This is a genomic window from Streptomyces sp. H27-D2, assembly GCF_035828615.1.
Lineage (GTDB): Bacteria > Actinomycetota > Actinomycetes > Streptomycetales > Streptomycetaceae > Streptomyces.
Window position 1 is genome coordinate 1 of record NZ_JAYMZR010000150.1, and the last position, 11,746, is coordinate 11,746.

Here is an 11,746-nt window from a genome sequence, read left to right on the forward strand (position 1 = left end):
GGAACCCCGGCGGCCGCCCCCGGGCCGGGGGGGGCCGGCGTCACGTCCGGGATTCGGCGACCGCGCCGGCCGTCACCGACGGGCCGGCCACCGCGCGCCGGGCAGCCGGGGCGGTGCGGAGCCCGCCGGCCGCCGCGCCACCCAGCCGAGCATGACCACGGAGACCAGCGCGGCGAAGGCGCACCAGGTGGAGACGAACTCCAGCCTCCAGAGCAGCGCGCAGACCACCGCCCCGGCCGCGACCAGGATTCCGAGCAGCCGCAGCAACGGGTCGCCCCCGAGCAGCAGGGAGCCGATGGTGGCGAGGAGATAGCCCGCGACGATCAGCGACGCGTAGGGCAGATCGACGGCGTAGCCGAGCGTATGGCCGCGGATCTCAGCCGTCACGGGCCGGGTGGCGAGGCAGTACGCGAGGGCGGCGGCGGTGCCGAGCCCGGCGGCGGCCGGGACCAGCAGTCGGCGGCGGGCGCGCGGCGGCGCGGCGAGCAGCACGCCCAGCGGCACCCACACCGCCAGCAGGGGCAGCGCCACGATGGTCCAGGCGACGATGGCCGGCCCCGTACCGCCGCTGGAGCGCCAGACGAAGGACTCGATGATCTGGTGGGCGCCGAGGATCAGCGGCAGTGCGGCGAGCGGCAGATCGCGGGCCCGGCGCAGTCGCGCCACGCAGACCACCCCGATCGCGGCGATGCCCGCGCCCGCCACGAGGTCGGCCGTCGCACTCCAGCACATGACGTCACCCAGAGACCGCAAATAGTGTGAACGAGTGTCTAGCGGGCAACCGTACGGCGCTCGCGGCTGCCTTCACCCCGTGACACCACGGTCCCGCCCCCGGAGAAATCGCGGGACCGCCGTTCCCCGTGATACCCAAAGCGCCGATTTCGGGCCCGCAGCGCCCGAAGAGAGCCCCTTCGGGTGAAGACGTGCCGCTGAATCGCGAGGAGAGTAGAGCGATGAAGAGCAATACCGCGCGAGGAGATTTCTCGCGCAGCCGCAGGCTCCGGCCGTCCCTGTCGCTCGATCGTCCTCACCGGGATTCGTCCAGCGCCGCCGTACCGCGTCAGGTCCCGCCGCACGGAGCGTTTCACGCGAGATCGCCCTCGTTCGCGACGGGGTGACACGACGCCGGCCGGCCGGACCTCTCAATACGGTGGTGGAGACATGCGGAAGACCAAGGAACGAGCCGAGCGGGACGAGCAGGAGAGCGACGCCCTGCGAGCCGCCGACGCGGCGGTCGCGGAGCTCAAGGAAGCGCTGGCGCGCGTAGGGATGAGCCTCCCCTCGCTACGGGCGGGGATGCCGGTCAACGGGTCCGGCTTCGTCGAGCTGGGCGGCTGCAACGCCGGGGCCGCGAGCCGCCTCGCGAAGATCTTCAACGCCGCGGCCGACGCCCTGCCCGAGCTGCGGGCCACGGGCCCGTAAGCGCGGGCGGGCGGTGCAGGGCGCGTACGCGCGAACGCGGCTTTCGCGGGGAGTTCGCGGTCAGGGGTGCGGATGCCGGCCGCCGCCGCTTCGGCCCGGCGGCGACCGGAGCGGCGGCCGTGCCCGGGCCGGCGAGCGAATGTCCGGGCTCCAGGAACATCCGCTCGCCTCCGGGTCCGGTCAGTTGAGGGTGTCGGGGTCGGGGCCGGTCCGCATGCCGCGGTCGAGGGCGGTGATCGCGTCGAGGTCCGCGGCGGTGAGGGTGAAGCCGAAGACGTCGAGGTTCTCCCGGATGCGCGCCGGGGTCACGGACTTGGGGATCACGATGTTCCCGAGCTGCAGGTGCCAGCGCAGGACCACCTGGGCGGGCGTCTTCGCGTGGCGCTGCGCGATCGAGGCGAGCACCGGGTCCTGGAGCAGCGCGCCCTGGGCGAGCGGGCTCCAGGCTTCGGTGGCGATGCCGTGCTCGGCGTGGAAGGCGCGCAGCGGTGTCTGCTGGAGGTAGGCGTGGAGTTCGACCTGGTTGACGGCGGGGACCACGCCGGTGTCGTCCAGCAGGCGCCGCAGGTGGGCGGGCTGGAAGTTGGACACGCCGATGGCCTTGGTCCGGCCGTCGGCCAGCAGCTTGTGCAGGGCGCGCCAGGAGTCGGGGTACAGGGCGCGGTCGGGGGTGGGCCAGTGGATGAGGTACAGGTCCACGTAGTCCAGGCCGAGCTTGGCCAGGCTGGTGTCGAAGGCCGTCAGGGTGGAGTCGTAGCCCTGGTCGGCGTTCCACAGTTTGGTGGTGACGAAGAGGTCGCCGCGGGCCACTCCCGAGGTGGCGAGGGCGCGTCCGACGCCGGCCTCGTTGCCGTAGACGGCCGCGGTGTCGATGCTGCGGTAGCCGGCCTCCAGGGCGGCGAGGACCGCGCCGGTGGTCTGCTCGTCGTCCACCTGGAAGACGCCGAAGCCGAGCTGCGGGATCTGGAGGCCGTTGTTGAGGGTGACGTTCGGTACGGGGGTCATGTCGTCCTTCTCGGTTCGTTCAGGTGTGCGGGCCATCGCTGCGTCCGTTCCCTGTCGTCGGGTCAGTTGAGGGTGGCGTGTGCGGTGGTCGCGGTGCGGTGGTCCTGGTCGGGGGTGCCGCCGCCGACACCGATGGCGCCGATGAGGCGGCCGTCGCGGTGCGGGGGGACGCCGCCCGCGATGAAGAGGAGGGGCTTGTCGAGGGCGGTCGGCAGGGTGTGGATGAGGCCGCCGGGCTGCACCGCGTCGACGAGGTCGGCGGTCGGGGTGTTCAGTTGGAGAGCCGTGTATGCCTTGCGGGTGCTGGTCTCACCGGCGATCAGCACGGCGCGGTCGTCGCGCCGGAAGGCCAGCAGGTGACCGCCCGCGTCCAGGACGCTGACGCTGACCGGGATCCGCAGGCCGTCGGCGGCCTCGGCGGCCGCGACGATCAGGGCTTCGGCGTCCTGGATGGTCAGCGGGACTACCGCGGTGCTGCTCATGGGGGTTCTCCCTGGTGGGACGGGTGCGGTGGGGAGGGGGTTCACGGGCGGGCCGGCACGAGCGGCGTGTCCTGTACGGGAGCGGCGCGGTTCGCGGTACGACGGTCGAGCCGGCCCGAGATGATCGCGAGGACGAGCGCGGAGCCGGCGAGGACGGCGCCGACCCAGTTGGGGGCGGTGTAGCCGAGGCCCGCCGCGATGACGATGCCGCCGAGCCAGGCGGAGAGGGCGTTGCCGAGGTTGAAGGCGCCGATGTTCACCGCGGAGGCGAGTGTGGGGGCGCCCGCGGCCTGGTCCAGGACCCGCTTCTGGAGCGGCGGGACGGTGGCGAAGCCCAGTCCGCCGATCAGCACGATCGTGATGGCCGCCGCGACCTTGTTGTGGGCGGTGAGCGTGAACAGCGCCAGGACGACGGCGAGCGAGCCCAGCGACACGTACAGCAGCGGCATCAGGTGCCGGTCGGCGAACTTGCCGCCCAGCAGGTTCCCGCCGACCATGCCCAGGCCGAACAGGACGAGCAGCCAGGTGACGGAGGAGTCGGCGAAGCCGGCCACCTCGGTCATCATCGGCGTGATGTAGGTGATGGCGGCGAACACTCCGCCGAAGCCCAGGATCGTCATCGCCATGGCGAGCAGGACCTGCACATTGCGGAACGCCGCCAGTTCGCGCCGCAGCCGTACTCCCTCGGCCCGGGGCTGTTCCGGGACGAGCTCCGCGATGCCGGCGAGTCCGAGGACGCCGAGCGCGGCGACGATGAAGAAGGTGGCGCGCCAGCCGGTGTTCTGGCCGATGAGTGTGCCGAGCGGGACGCCGATGACGTTGGCGACGGTGAGGCCGGTGAACATCATCGCGATCGCGCCGGCCTTCTTCTCCGGGGCGACCAGCCCTGCCGCGACGACCGAGCCGATGCCGAAGAACGCGCCGTGCGCCAGCGAGGCGACGATCCGGCCGGAGCCCCGACACCGCCCCCGCCGCCGCCCGGCACGGAGTGACGGAAGGGCGCCTTCCCACCGGGGCGGTCCGCCGGTCCGCCGGTCCCGTAGGGAGCGCGGCTTTGGAGGCCGACTCCGACACGGGATTCCTTGAGGGGGTCCTCGGGAGCTGTCAGGCGGCCTGAGAGGCCGGGACCTGCTCGGTAGCGGGCTTGGGGGCAGCGGGCTTACCGCGCAGCGGGACTTCCTTGATGAAGAGGGCGGCCACGAAGGCGGCGGCACAGAGCGCGGCGGCGAGCAGGAAGATCTGCTGGGTGCCGGATGCGACCGAGTGCAGGTAGGCGGCCTTGGGCAGTTGGGCCAGGGCGGAGGCGTCGATCTGCGTGGAGGTGTTCGACTTGCTGGAACACGGATGGGAGCCAGCTCACCCTGAGGCAGGCCCCGCCAACCCGGAGGACTGCGACCCGGGCACGGTCATGCGCGCTCCCGGGCACGGCCACAGGGCCGCCGCGCCGGCACCGCCCGGGCGTCATGCCGGACGACACGGGCGACACACGCCCGTCAGCGAACGCCCCTCAGCGGAACCGGCGGAAGAAGACGCGGACGTCTTCGGCGAACAAGCCGGGTTCCTCTATCGCGGCGAAGTGGCCTCCGCGTTCGAGCTCCGACCAGTGGACGATGTTGTGCTCCCGCTCGGCGAGCCGCCGGACCGGACGGGCCAGGTCGGCGGCGAAGACCGCCACGCCGGTAGGCATCGCCGACGGCTCGGTGCGCGGTGGACGGGCCGGGTGGAATGCCTCCCGGTAGAGGCGGGCCGATGAGCCCGCCGTCGCGGTGAGCCAGTAGAGCATCACGTTGGTCAGGAGCCGGTCACGGGAGACCGCGTCCTCGGGAACGTCGGCGGAATCCGTCCACTCCTTGAACTTCTCGACGATCCAGGCGAGTTGCCCGACCGGCGAGTCGGTGAGCGCGTAGGCCAGTGTCTGCGGCCGGGTGCCCTGGACCTGCGCGTAGCCCGACATCTCGAGCGCCGCCCCGGCCGGCCGGTCGAGCCGCGCCCGGTCGTCGTCGGTGAGTTCGGCGGCCACGGCGGGATCGCTGGGAGGCAGGGTCAGCAGGGTGTTGAGGTGGACTCCGATGACGTGGTCGGCGTCGATGACGCCCAGTTCCTTACGAGGTGCGCCAGTATGCGGCCAGCTCCTTGAGGTAGCCCAGCGGCACCCCTTGGGACCAGCCGGCGTCGGCCACCTCATCCGGCCACCGGGTCGCGGCCAGTCGGTCCCTCAGGTCGTCCAACTGCGCCTGCGGGATGTCGAGGACGAAGGGACGGACGGCACTCGCGTCGGGCTCGGTCGCATCGGGTTCGGTCATGTCGGGCTCGGTCATGTCGCCTCCTCGCTCCCTGGCTCGCCAGCGGGCGTGCGCGCGGCCGCCGCGTCGTGCTCGCCCAAGCCCTCGTAGCCGCTGCGGCGGTGCTGCGTGGCCTGGTCGTCGATCCACCGGCCGTGCGCCTCCCACGCCGCCTGCTTCGTGGTGCCCAGAGCCGCGCCGATCTGCGCCCATGAGGCGCCTGCCTGGCGGGCGGACCGTACGGAGAGCTGACGTCCGTAGCTCGCCTTGCGCGCGATCACCTCGCCCAGGGCGAGCAGTTCCAGCGCCTCGTCGCGCCGCAGCGGCTCCGTGCCGGGATCGGGCGGCGCGAGAGCACCGTCGTCCTCCTCGGCCGGCGACGCGAGCGCGTCCCGGGCTCGCAGTGCGTCATAGCGCGCGGCGACGGTCAGCAGCGCGAATCGGCGTTCCAGCTCGACGGGAGTGGCCGTGGCGACAGCGTCTCGTCAAGACGGCCTGACGTCAAGGTGTCTTGACGTCAGGCGGGTACGGGACGAGCCTCGTTCACCGGGAGGGAAGCTCGCTCCGCTCGGCGTGGCCGACCGCCGGCCGAGGAGACGTCGGCAGGTCCCTGGCCCGTCCGATCGGGGAGAAGTACAGGATCAGCCCGGCGAGCGGAACGCCCGCTGTCATGACCCACATCGCCGTACGGACGCCGAGCGCGGTGCCGAGCGCTCCGCCGAGCAGCGCTCCGAGCGGGATCGTCCCGTAGTTGAGGAACGCGGTGCTCGCGGCGAGGCGACCGAGCAACTCCGGCGGGCAGTAGTGCTGCTGGAAACCGGCCTTGATCACATTGCCGGCCACCACCCCCATCGAGACGCAGAATCCGCCGATCACGTAGAACAGCACCCCGGCTCCGCCGACGGTCAGCGGAATGAGCAGCGCGAACAGGGCGAGACCCAGCTCGAACAGCAGCGTCGCGCGGGCCGTGCCGACCCGGCCGGCGACCCGGCGCGCGACGAACGCTCCGGCGACGCCCCCGCTGCCGGCCACCGCGAGCAGCCCGCCGACCGCACCGGGGTCCAGCCCGACGCTCCGGACCAGGAAGACCACCAGGATCGTCTGATACCCCATGAGGGCCAGGTTGGAGGCGGATCCGAACAGCGTCAGCGTACGCAGCCAGGGGTCTCCGGCGACCAGCCGCAGGCCCTCGCCGACTTCCCCGGCCAGCGCTCCGGAGCGGCGTTCGGTCCGGGCCACCCGCGGCTCGCGGTGCCGGATGCCCACCAGGCACAGCAGGGATACGAGCAAGGTCGCCGCGTTGGCGAACATCCCGTTCACCGCCCCCGCCAACTGCGCGATCACGCCGCCGGAGCCGAGCCCGGCGATCTGCGCGGCGGACGCGCTGCCGTGCAGCTTGGCGTTGCCCTCGGCCTGGTCCCCGGGCTCCAGGATGCTGGGCAGATAGGCGCTGTAGGCGGTCTGGAAGAACACCGACGCGGTGCCTGTCAGCAGCTCGACCACCAGCAGCAGGCCGACGCTCAGCCCGCCGAGCCACCCGACGACCGGGACGCCGGCGAACAGCAGCAGGGACACCGCGGCGGAGGCCAGCATGATCGGTCTGCGGCGCAGCCGGTCCACCCAGACCCCGACCGGGAGCCCGATGACCAGCCAGGGAGCCCAGGCGCAGGCGCTGAGCAGTCCGACCTCGAACGTGCTCGCGTGCAGGTCGGATACGGCGATCAGCGGTATCGCCACACCGGTGACGGACGCACCGAACTTTCCGGCGGTCTGCCCGCACCACAGCAGCCGGAAATCGCGATGGCGGCGCAGCAGGCCGCCGCGCCCGCCCGCGCTCATGCGATCACGGCAACGTGCGGCGCAGCAGGCATGGTCGAGTTCCTCCTCGTTTGCTTCTTGGTCAATGACCTAGTCTACTTCTCCCAAGATTATTGGTCACCGACCAAGGAGATTCATCATGCCCTCCCTGCCACCACGGTTGGCCGCGAGATTCGAGCAGAGGACCGGGAAGTACACCTCGGTCGTGCAGCAGACGTCACGGCTCTCCGAGGGACTCGCCCTCGCACGGTTCCGATGCGATCAGTTCATCGGAAAGGCCGTCGGGGCCGGTGAACACATCGGAGTGCGCGTCAGCGAGCGGGACTTCCGCCACTACACGCTGTTCCAGGTGGATGCGCTCACCGGTGAGTACAGCGTGGTCATCGACCTCGCTCCGGACGGACCCGGCGCCCGGTGGGCGCTCGGCCACGCCCCGGACCAGGAAATCGACATGCCCGCGCCGGCCGGCGCGCTGCGGGCCGGGCCGGCCGATCGCCATCTGATAGCCGGCGACGCGACGGCCCTGGCCACCGTCCGCGCGCTGCTCGACGGCATCGCGGGCGCAAGCGGGCACGCGACAGCCGCCGTCGAAGTGCCGACTCCGGACGTCCCGGCGGTCGCCGCACTGCTGTCCGAGGCGCAGGTCCTGGCGGCGCACGGCACGCCCGGCCGCGCCCTCGACGCGTGGCTGTCCGCGCTGCTCACGGAGGGATTCCAGCCTCAACAGGCATACCTGGCCGGGCACGCGGCGTCCGTGCAACGGCTCCGGCAAACCGTGCGGGCTCGCGCCGGGCTTCCCCGACGAGCGGTGCACACCCAGGTGTACTGGGCGGACGGGCGTACGGGGCTGTGACTCCCCCGGCGATCAGGCGGCGACGCGGCGCGGCGCGGCCAACTCACGTGACCGGCCCGCGCGATGGGCTCACGCGACCGGCCCGTGCGCGGGGCTCACACGGCCGGCTGCTCAGCCGCTCCCCGGAAAATCCTCCACGAGCTCCGGCGGGGCGGCCTGCTTCCAGGAGTCCACGATGATGTCCCGCAGCTCCTCCTCGACCTCAAGCTCGGCCAGCCGCACCCGTACCCAGGCGGAATTGGCCTCGTGCGGCGGTACCCAGAACTTCTCCGGCTCCGCCGCGATCAGTTCGTGCCGCTCGTGGATCGGGCACTTCACGGCGATCGACGTCTCGTCGTCGGGAACGGTGATGAACATCTTTCCGGCGACCCGGAAAGTGGGCATGTTCCAGGCCTGCCGCTCCACGGTCTCGGGCAGGGAGAGGGCGATGCGGCGCACATCATCGGAGTCGGTCATGGTCGCTACGTTAGACGTGCGCAGAAGGGCGAACGGACGCGCGCGACGCGCCGCCGCCGAAGCCGCCGCGCGCCCCGGCCGAGTCCGCCCGACCTCGGATCATCCCCATCGGGCCTCAGGAGGACGAAGCCTTGCGCCAGGGCTGATCCGCGCGGCGCGCCTGCTCGGGCGAACCCGACGCGCCGTCGTCAACCTCCGAGGCGCTCGTACGACTTGATCTGACACGCGGTGCGGATCGCGCCCCTGCGGGCCGGCCCGCGCTGCCGCCACCGACGACCGCATCCGCGCCGTACGAGCTTCCCTCCCGGTCGGCCCATCAGAAACGTCAGCCGGCCGCACGCCGGGAAGCCGGCTCGACGCGGTCGGCGCGATTCGACAAAACGGTCAATCCTCCCCACCTGATCCAGCGTGGTTCCGACGCGAGGAGTTCGTGGCACGAGACCATGCCTCAGCGCTGTTCTGCCGGGCGAACATGGACGGGATCGATGCGGTGTCGCAGGACCGACGGACTCACACACGGCCCCCCGCACGGTCCGGGGTGCTCATGAACTCGGCGACCCCTGCTCGCCGGAGGAGCTTCATCGCGGCGGCAGCGGGGGTGCTCGCGGGGCTCGGCCCGACCACGACGGCGCACGCGGCCGCCACCCGTCCCCGCAGGTCGGCGGACGCATTGATCCTCGCCGCCGATCAGCACTCCCAGAAGGTACTGCTTCTGGACCCCGCCCGCCCGTCCTGGCAGAGCCGGAGGCATCTGCGTCCCGACGATCTCGCCGCGCTGTGGTCCTGGTCCCCCCGCGACCGCCCGGAGCTGGCCGATCTGCTACCGGCCCGTAGCTGGGGCAACGTCAGCGAAGCCAAGAAACGCACGACCGGCGCCGCCCAACAGGTGCTGACCTGCTCCTCGGAGGGGCTCGCCGCCGTGGTCGACTACCCGGACGGACGTGTGTCCTGGGCCAGGTCCATCCCCGACGCCAACATCCACAGCCTGGAACTCCTGCCCGGCGGTACGGTCGCCGTGGCCGCCAGCACCGCCGGATTCGTCCGCCTCTACCCGGCCGCCCCCGCCGTTGACCCACGCCCTGCCCGCTACGCCGAGTTCCGCCTCCCCGGTGCGCGCGGACTGCAGTGGGATCCCAGCCGCGAGGCACTGTGGGCGCTGGGCGACACCCGGCTGGTGATACTGACCCCCGGCGGCTCGAACCGGCGTCCCACCCTCACCGAGCGGTGGCGCACCAGCCTCCCCGAATCCCTGGGCCACGACCTGGGCACCGTGGCCGGCGACCGGGACCGCTTGTGGGTGACCACGACGCGGCATGTCCGGCAGTTCTCCACCAGCGCCCTGCGATTCGTGCCCTACCCACAGGAGAACAAGGTCGACCGACGGCAGGTGAAGAGCATCGGCGACGACCCGAGCACCGGCCGCATCCTGTCCGTCGCACCCCAACGGGGGCACTCGTGCTCCTGGTGCACCTCCACCCTCGACCTGTACGGACCCGCCGGGCAGCACACCCTTGTCGGAGCGAGCTTCTACAAAGCCCGGTGGTTCGCCCCGTGAGCCGCTGAGCCCGGAGCGGCGGGTGCCCGTATCGCCGACGGGTACGCCCGTCTGCTGCGGACGGGGGATCATGAGCCCGCCCGCAGCGGCACGAAAGAACGCGCCGCCCCCTGTCCCGCGGGATGACATGTGAGGTCAGCGGCCGAGCGGAGTGCCGGCCGTCGGGGTCAGGTCTTCTTCAAGAACTGGGTCTTGAGCACCAGGCCCTTGACCTTCTTGGTGTTGCACTCGACCTCATCGGCCTTGCCTGTGAGGCGGATCCCCTTGACCAGCGTGCCGCGCTTGAGGTCTCGGAAGCGCCCTTCACCTTCAAGTCCTTGATCAGTGTGACGGAGTCGCCATCCTCCAGCGGGGTCCCGTTGCTGTCCTTCACGTCGCTCATGGTGTTTCCTTGCTCATTTCGTTCCTGTGGCGTTTCTTACCTCAGGCATTGGTCCGCCATATGGTGCGCCGGGCCGGACAGACATGATGGTCACCGGACACGGAACAGCTTTCTGGAGGACACATGGGGATGACCGTAACGCGCGACGTGCTCCACGCGCCCGAGCCCGATGGGCGGGGGAAGTCTGTGGACGTGTACTGCCCCGGTACGGGCTCGTCGCCGACCCCTACCGTGCTGCTCTGGCACGGGACCGGCCCCGACGAGAGGGACGTGCTCGGCCCGTTGGCAAAGGCCGTGGCGCGGGAGGGGGTGCTGGTCTTCGTTCCCGACTGGCGGTCCGACGTGAGCGACGCCGGGCGGGCGCACCTTCTGGCGTCGCTGCGCTTCGTCCGCGACCGCGCGGACTCGTACGGCGGGGACGCCGACCGCACCGTGCTCGCCGGCTGGTCCGCCGGGGCCGGGGCGGCGATGGGCATCGCGCTGCGTCCCGAACTGGTCGACGGCTGGCGCCCGGCGGGCGTCGTCGGCATCGCCGGACGCTACGACCTGCCGGCTCGCACCACCGGCGCGGACCCGCTCAGCGACCTGGTCCGCACCTCCGCCGCACCCCTTCCCGTCCGGCTCGTCCACGGCGCCTCGGACGCCGTGCTGAGCCACGAGCACTCGCGCCAGTTCCACCGGGCGCTGCACAAGTACGGCTGGCCGGCGGAGCTCGCGGAGCCCGCCACCGACCACGCCGGCGTCATCATGGCCACCTTCGATCCCCGGCGCGGCCGCTGCGTCCCCGCGCAGTCCGAACACGCCCTCCAGGCAGGACGTGAGACGGCCCGGATCATCGCGCAGGCCGCCGTTCACGGATCGCCCGCCGCGCCGCGCACCGCCCTGTAGGCGGCTGCGCCACCCGGGCCAGGCATTCGGGTGATCGTCGCCGGAGGACGGGGGGCGTCATCGGACTCCCAGGGGCGCGATGGACCAGGGTGAGCGCCATGGATACTCATGTCTCAACAGGCCAACGACATGTGTGGACGCAGACCGTTTCGCTTTCCGGCATCGACTGGAACGGGCATGTGAACAACGTGCGCATGAGCGCCTGGGTCCAGGATTCGTGGACCCACCTGCTCGCCCCCGGCGAGGGCGCGCCCCCGACGTTCGCTGCGGCGACTCACCACGCTCAATACCAGAAACCTCTGCCGTACCGTTCCAGGGTCCGTATCGAGACCAGCGTCTCCGAACTGCTCCGGTGCACGGTGACGGGCACGGCCGCCGCCACCGACGGCGCGACCGACTACGCCCGGATCACGACCACTTGGGTCGCCTTCGACACGGCGGCCCAGCGCGCTCGCGCCCTGACCGACACTGAACGTGTCAACTTGACCCGGCCCTAAAGGGCTGGGCTTGGAGGTAGCGCCCGACTGGCTGCCGGGTGGGCTCCTCCGTCTAAGCCACCTAGGGGGTGGCTGGGACGCGTGACTCACGCCCCGCGATCCACAC

At 71.8% G+C, this 11,746-nt stretch carries 11 protein-coding genes and 3 pseudogenes; 5 read left to right on the forward strand and 9 right to left on the reverse strand.

Going from position 1 to position 11,746, the window contains the following annotated elements; translation table 11 throughout:
- Positions 1-72 precede the first annotated feature (72 nt).
- Positions 73-732, reverse strand: a complete 660-nt coding sequence (locus QMK28_RS32305; protein ID WP_326443257.1) for a DUF6629 family protein — start codon at positions 730-732, stop codon at positions 73-75.
- Positions 733-1,161: 429 nt separating this feature from the next.
- On the opposite strand from QMK28_RS32305, the gene QMK28_RS32310 reads away from it, so the two are divergent.
- On the forward strand, positions 1,162-1,422 hold the full coding sequence (locus QMK28_RS32310) for a hypothetical protein (RefSeq protein ID WP_326443258.1): 261 nt from the start codon (positions 1,162-1,164) through the stop codon (positions 1,420-1,422).
- Positions 1,423-1,602: 180 nt separating this feature from the next.
- On the opposite strand, the gene QMK28_RS32315 is transcribed toward QMK28_RS32310, so the two are convergent.
- The 6 genes and pseudogenes from QMK28_RS32315 to QMK28_RS32340 all read right to left on the reverse strand — a co-directional run bounded on the left by QMK28_RS32315 (position 1,603) and on the right by QMK28_RS32340 (position 7,030).
- Positions 1,603-2,427 (reverse strand): aldo/keto reductase, encoded by an 825-nt coding sequence (locus tag QMK28_RS32315; protein WP_326443259.1) that lies wholly within the window; start codon positions 2,425-2,427, stop codon positions 1,603-1,605.
- A 62-nt stretch (positions 2,428-2,489) separates the two neighbouring features.
- On the reverse strand, positions 2,490-2,909 hold the full coding sequence (locus QMK28_RS32320; protein WP_326443260.1) for a GlcG/HbpS family heme-binding protein: 420 nt from the start codon (positions 2,907-2,909) through the stop codon (positions 2,490-2,492).
- Positions 2,910-2,950: 41 nt separating this feature from the next.
- Positions 2,951-3,862 (reverse strand): annotated as a pseudogene (locus QMK28_RS32325) (MFS transporter); the annotation flags it as partial.
- Between the two features lie 554 nt (positions 3,863-4,416).
- A pseudogene (locus tag QMK28_RS32330) lies at positions 4,417-5,212 on the reverse strand (epoxide hydrolase family protein).
- Between the two features lie 11 nt (positions 5,213-5,223).
- On the reverse strand, positions 5,224-5,472 hold the full coding sequence (locus tag QMK28_RS32335; RefSeq protein WP_326443261.1) for a hypothetical protein: 249 nt from the start codon (positions 5,470-5,472) through the stop codon (positions 5,224-5,226).
- A 262-nt stretch (positions 5,473-5,734) separates the two neighbouring features.
- Positions 5,735-7,030, reverse strand: coding sequence for an MFS transporter (locus QMK28_RS32340; RefSeq protein ID WP_326443262.1), 1,296 nt, complete (start codon positions 7,028-7,030; stop codon positions 5,735-5,737).
- A gap of 118 nt (positions 7,031-7,148) precedes the next feature.
- On the opposite strand from QMK28_RS32340, the gene QMK28_RS32345 reads away from it, so the two are divergent.
- Positions 7,149-7,862, forward strand: coding sequence for a siderophore-interacting protein (locus tag QMK28_RS32345; protein ID WP_326443263.1), 714 nt, complete (start codon positions 7,149-7,151; stop codon positions 7,860-7,862).
- A 111-nt stretch (positions 7,863-7,973) separates the two neighbouring features.
- Here QMK28_RS32345 and QMK28_RS32350 read toward each other — a convergent pair whose 3' ends face one another.
- A complete protein-coding gene (locus QMK28_RS32350) occupies positions 7,974-8,318 on the reverse strand; it encodes an MmcQ/YjbR family DNA-binding protein (protein ID WP_326443264.1) in 345 nt (114 codons plus the stop codon).
- Between the two features lie 544 nt (positions 8,319-8,862).
- Between QMK28_RS32350 and QMK28_RS32355 the strand changes: the two genes are divergently transcribed.
- On the forward strand, positions 8,863-9,873 hold the full coding sequence (locus QMK28_RS32355) for a DUF6528 family protein (protein ID WP_326443265.1): 1,011 nt from the start codon (positions 8,863-8,865) through the stop codon (positions 9,871-9,873).
- A 167-nt stretch (positions 9,874-10,040) separates the two neighbouring features.
- On the opposite strand, the pseudogene QMK28_RS34480 reads toward QMK28_RS32355, so the two are convergent.
- Positions 10,041-10,255: pseudogene (locus QMK28_RS34480) on the reverse strand (alkylphosphonate utilization protein).
- Between the two features lie 129 nt (positions 10,256-10,384).
- Here QMK28_RS34480 and QMK28_RS32365 point away from each other — a divergent pair.
- Together QMK28_RS32365 and QMK28_RS32370 are read left to right on the forward strand one after the other, a co-directional pair.
- Complete coding sequence (locus QMK28_RS32365; RefSeq protein WP_326443266.1) at positions 10,385-11,143, forward strand: alpha/beta hydrolase; 759 nt, start codon at positions 10,385-10,387, stop codon at positions 11,141-11,143.
- Between the two features lie 98 nt (positions 11,144-11,241).
- Positions 11,242-11,640: an acyl-CoA thioesterase gene (locus QMK28_RS32370; protein ID WP_326443267.1), complete on the forward strand. Its 399-nt coding sequence runs from the start codon at positions 11,242-11,244 to the stop codon at positions 11,638-11,640.
- The last annotated feature ends 106 nt before the right edge of the window (positions 11,641-11,746 follow it).

Excerpts from the sequence above, each read along its gene's own strand:
- QMK28_RS32305 (WP_326443257.1), bottom strand. The coding sequence starts at position 732 with ATGTGCTGGAGTGCGACGGCCGACCTCGTGGCGGGCGCGGGCATCGCC.
- QMK28_RS32310 (WP_326443258.1), top strand. The coding sequence starts at position 1,162 with ATGCGGAAGACCAAGGAACGAGCCGAGCGGGACGAGCAGGAGAGCGAC.
- QMK28_RS32315 (WP_326443259.1), bottom strand. The coding sequence starts at position 2,427 with ATGACCCCCGTACCGAACGTCACCCTCAACAACGGCCTCCAGATCCCG.
- QMK28_RS32320 (WP_326443260.1), bottom strand. The coding sequence starts at position 2,909 with ATGAGCAGCACCGCGGTAGTCCCGCTGACCATCCAGGACGCCGAAGCC.
- QMK28_RS32340 (WP_326443262.1), bottom strand. The coding sequence starts at position 7,030 with ATGAGCGCGGGCGGGCGCGGCGGCCTGCTGCGCCGCCATCGCGATTTC.
- QMK28_RS32345 (WP_326443263.1), top strand. The coding sequence starts at position 7,149 with ATGCCCTCCCTGCCACCACGGTTGGCCGCGAGATTCGAGCAGAGGACC.
- QMK28_RS32350 (WP_326443264.1), bottom strand. The coding sequence starts at position 8,318 with ATGACCGACTCCGATGATGTGCGCCGCATCGCCCTCTCCCTGCCCGAG.
- QMK28_RS32355 (WP_326443265.1), top strand. The coding sequence starts at position 8,863 with ATGAACTCGGCGACCCCTGCTCGCCGGAGGAGCTTCATCGCGGCGGCA.
- QMK28_RS32365 (WP_326443266.1), top strand. The coding sequence starts at position 10,385 with ATGACCGTAACGCGCGACGTGCTCCACGCGCCCGAGCCCGATGGGCGG.
- QMK28_RS32370 (WP_326443267.1), top strand. The coding sequence starts at position 11,242 with ATGGATACTCATGTCTCAACAGGCCAACGACATGTGTGGACGCAGACC.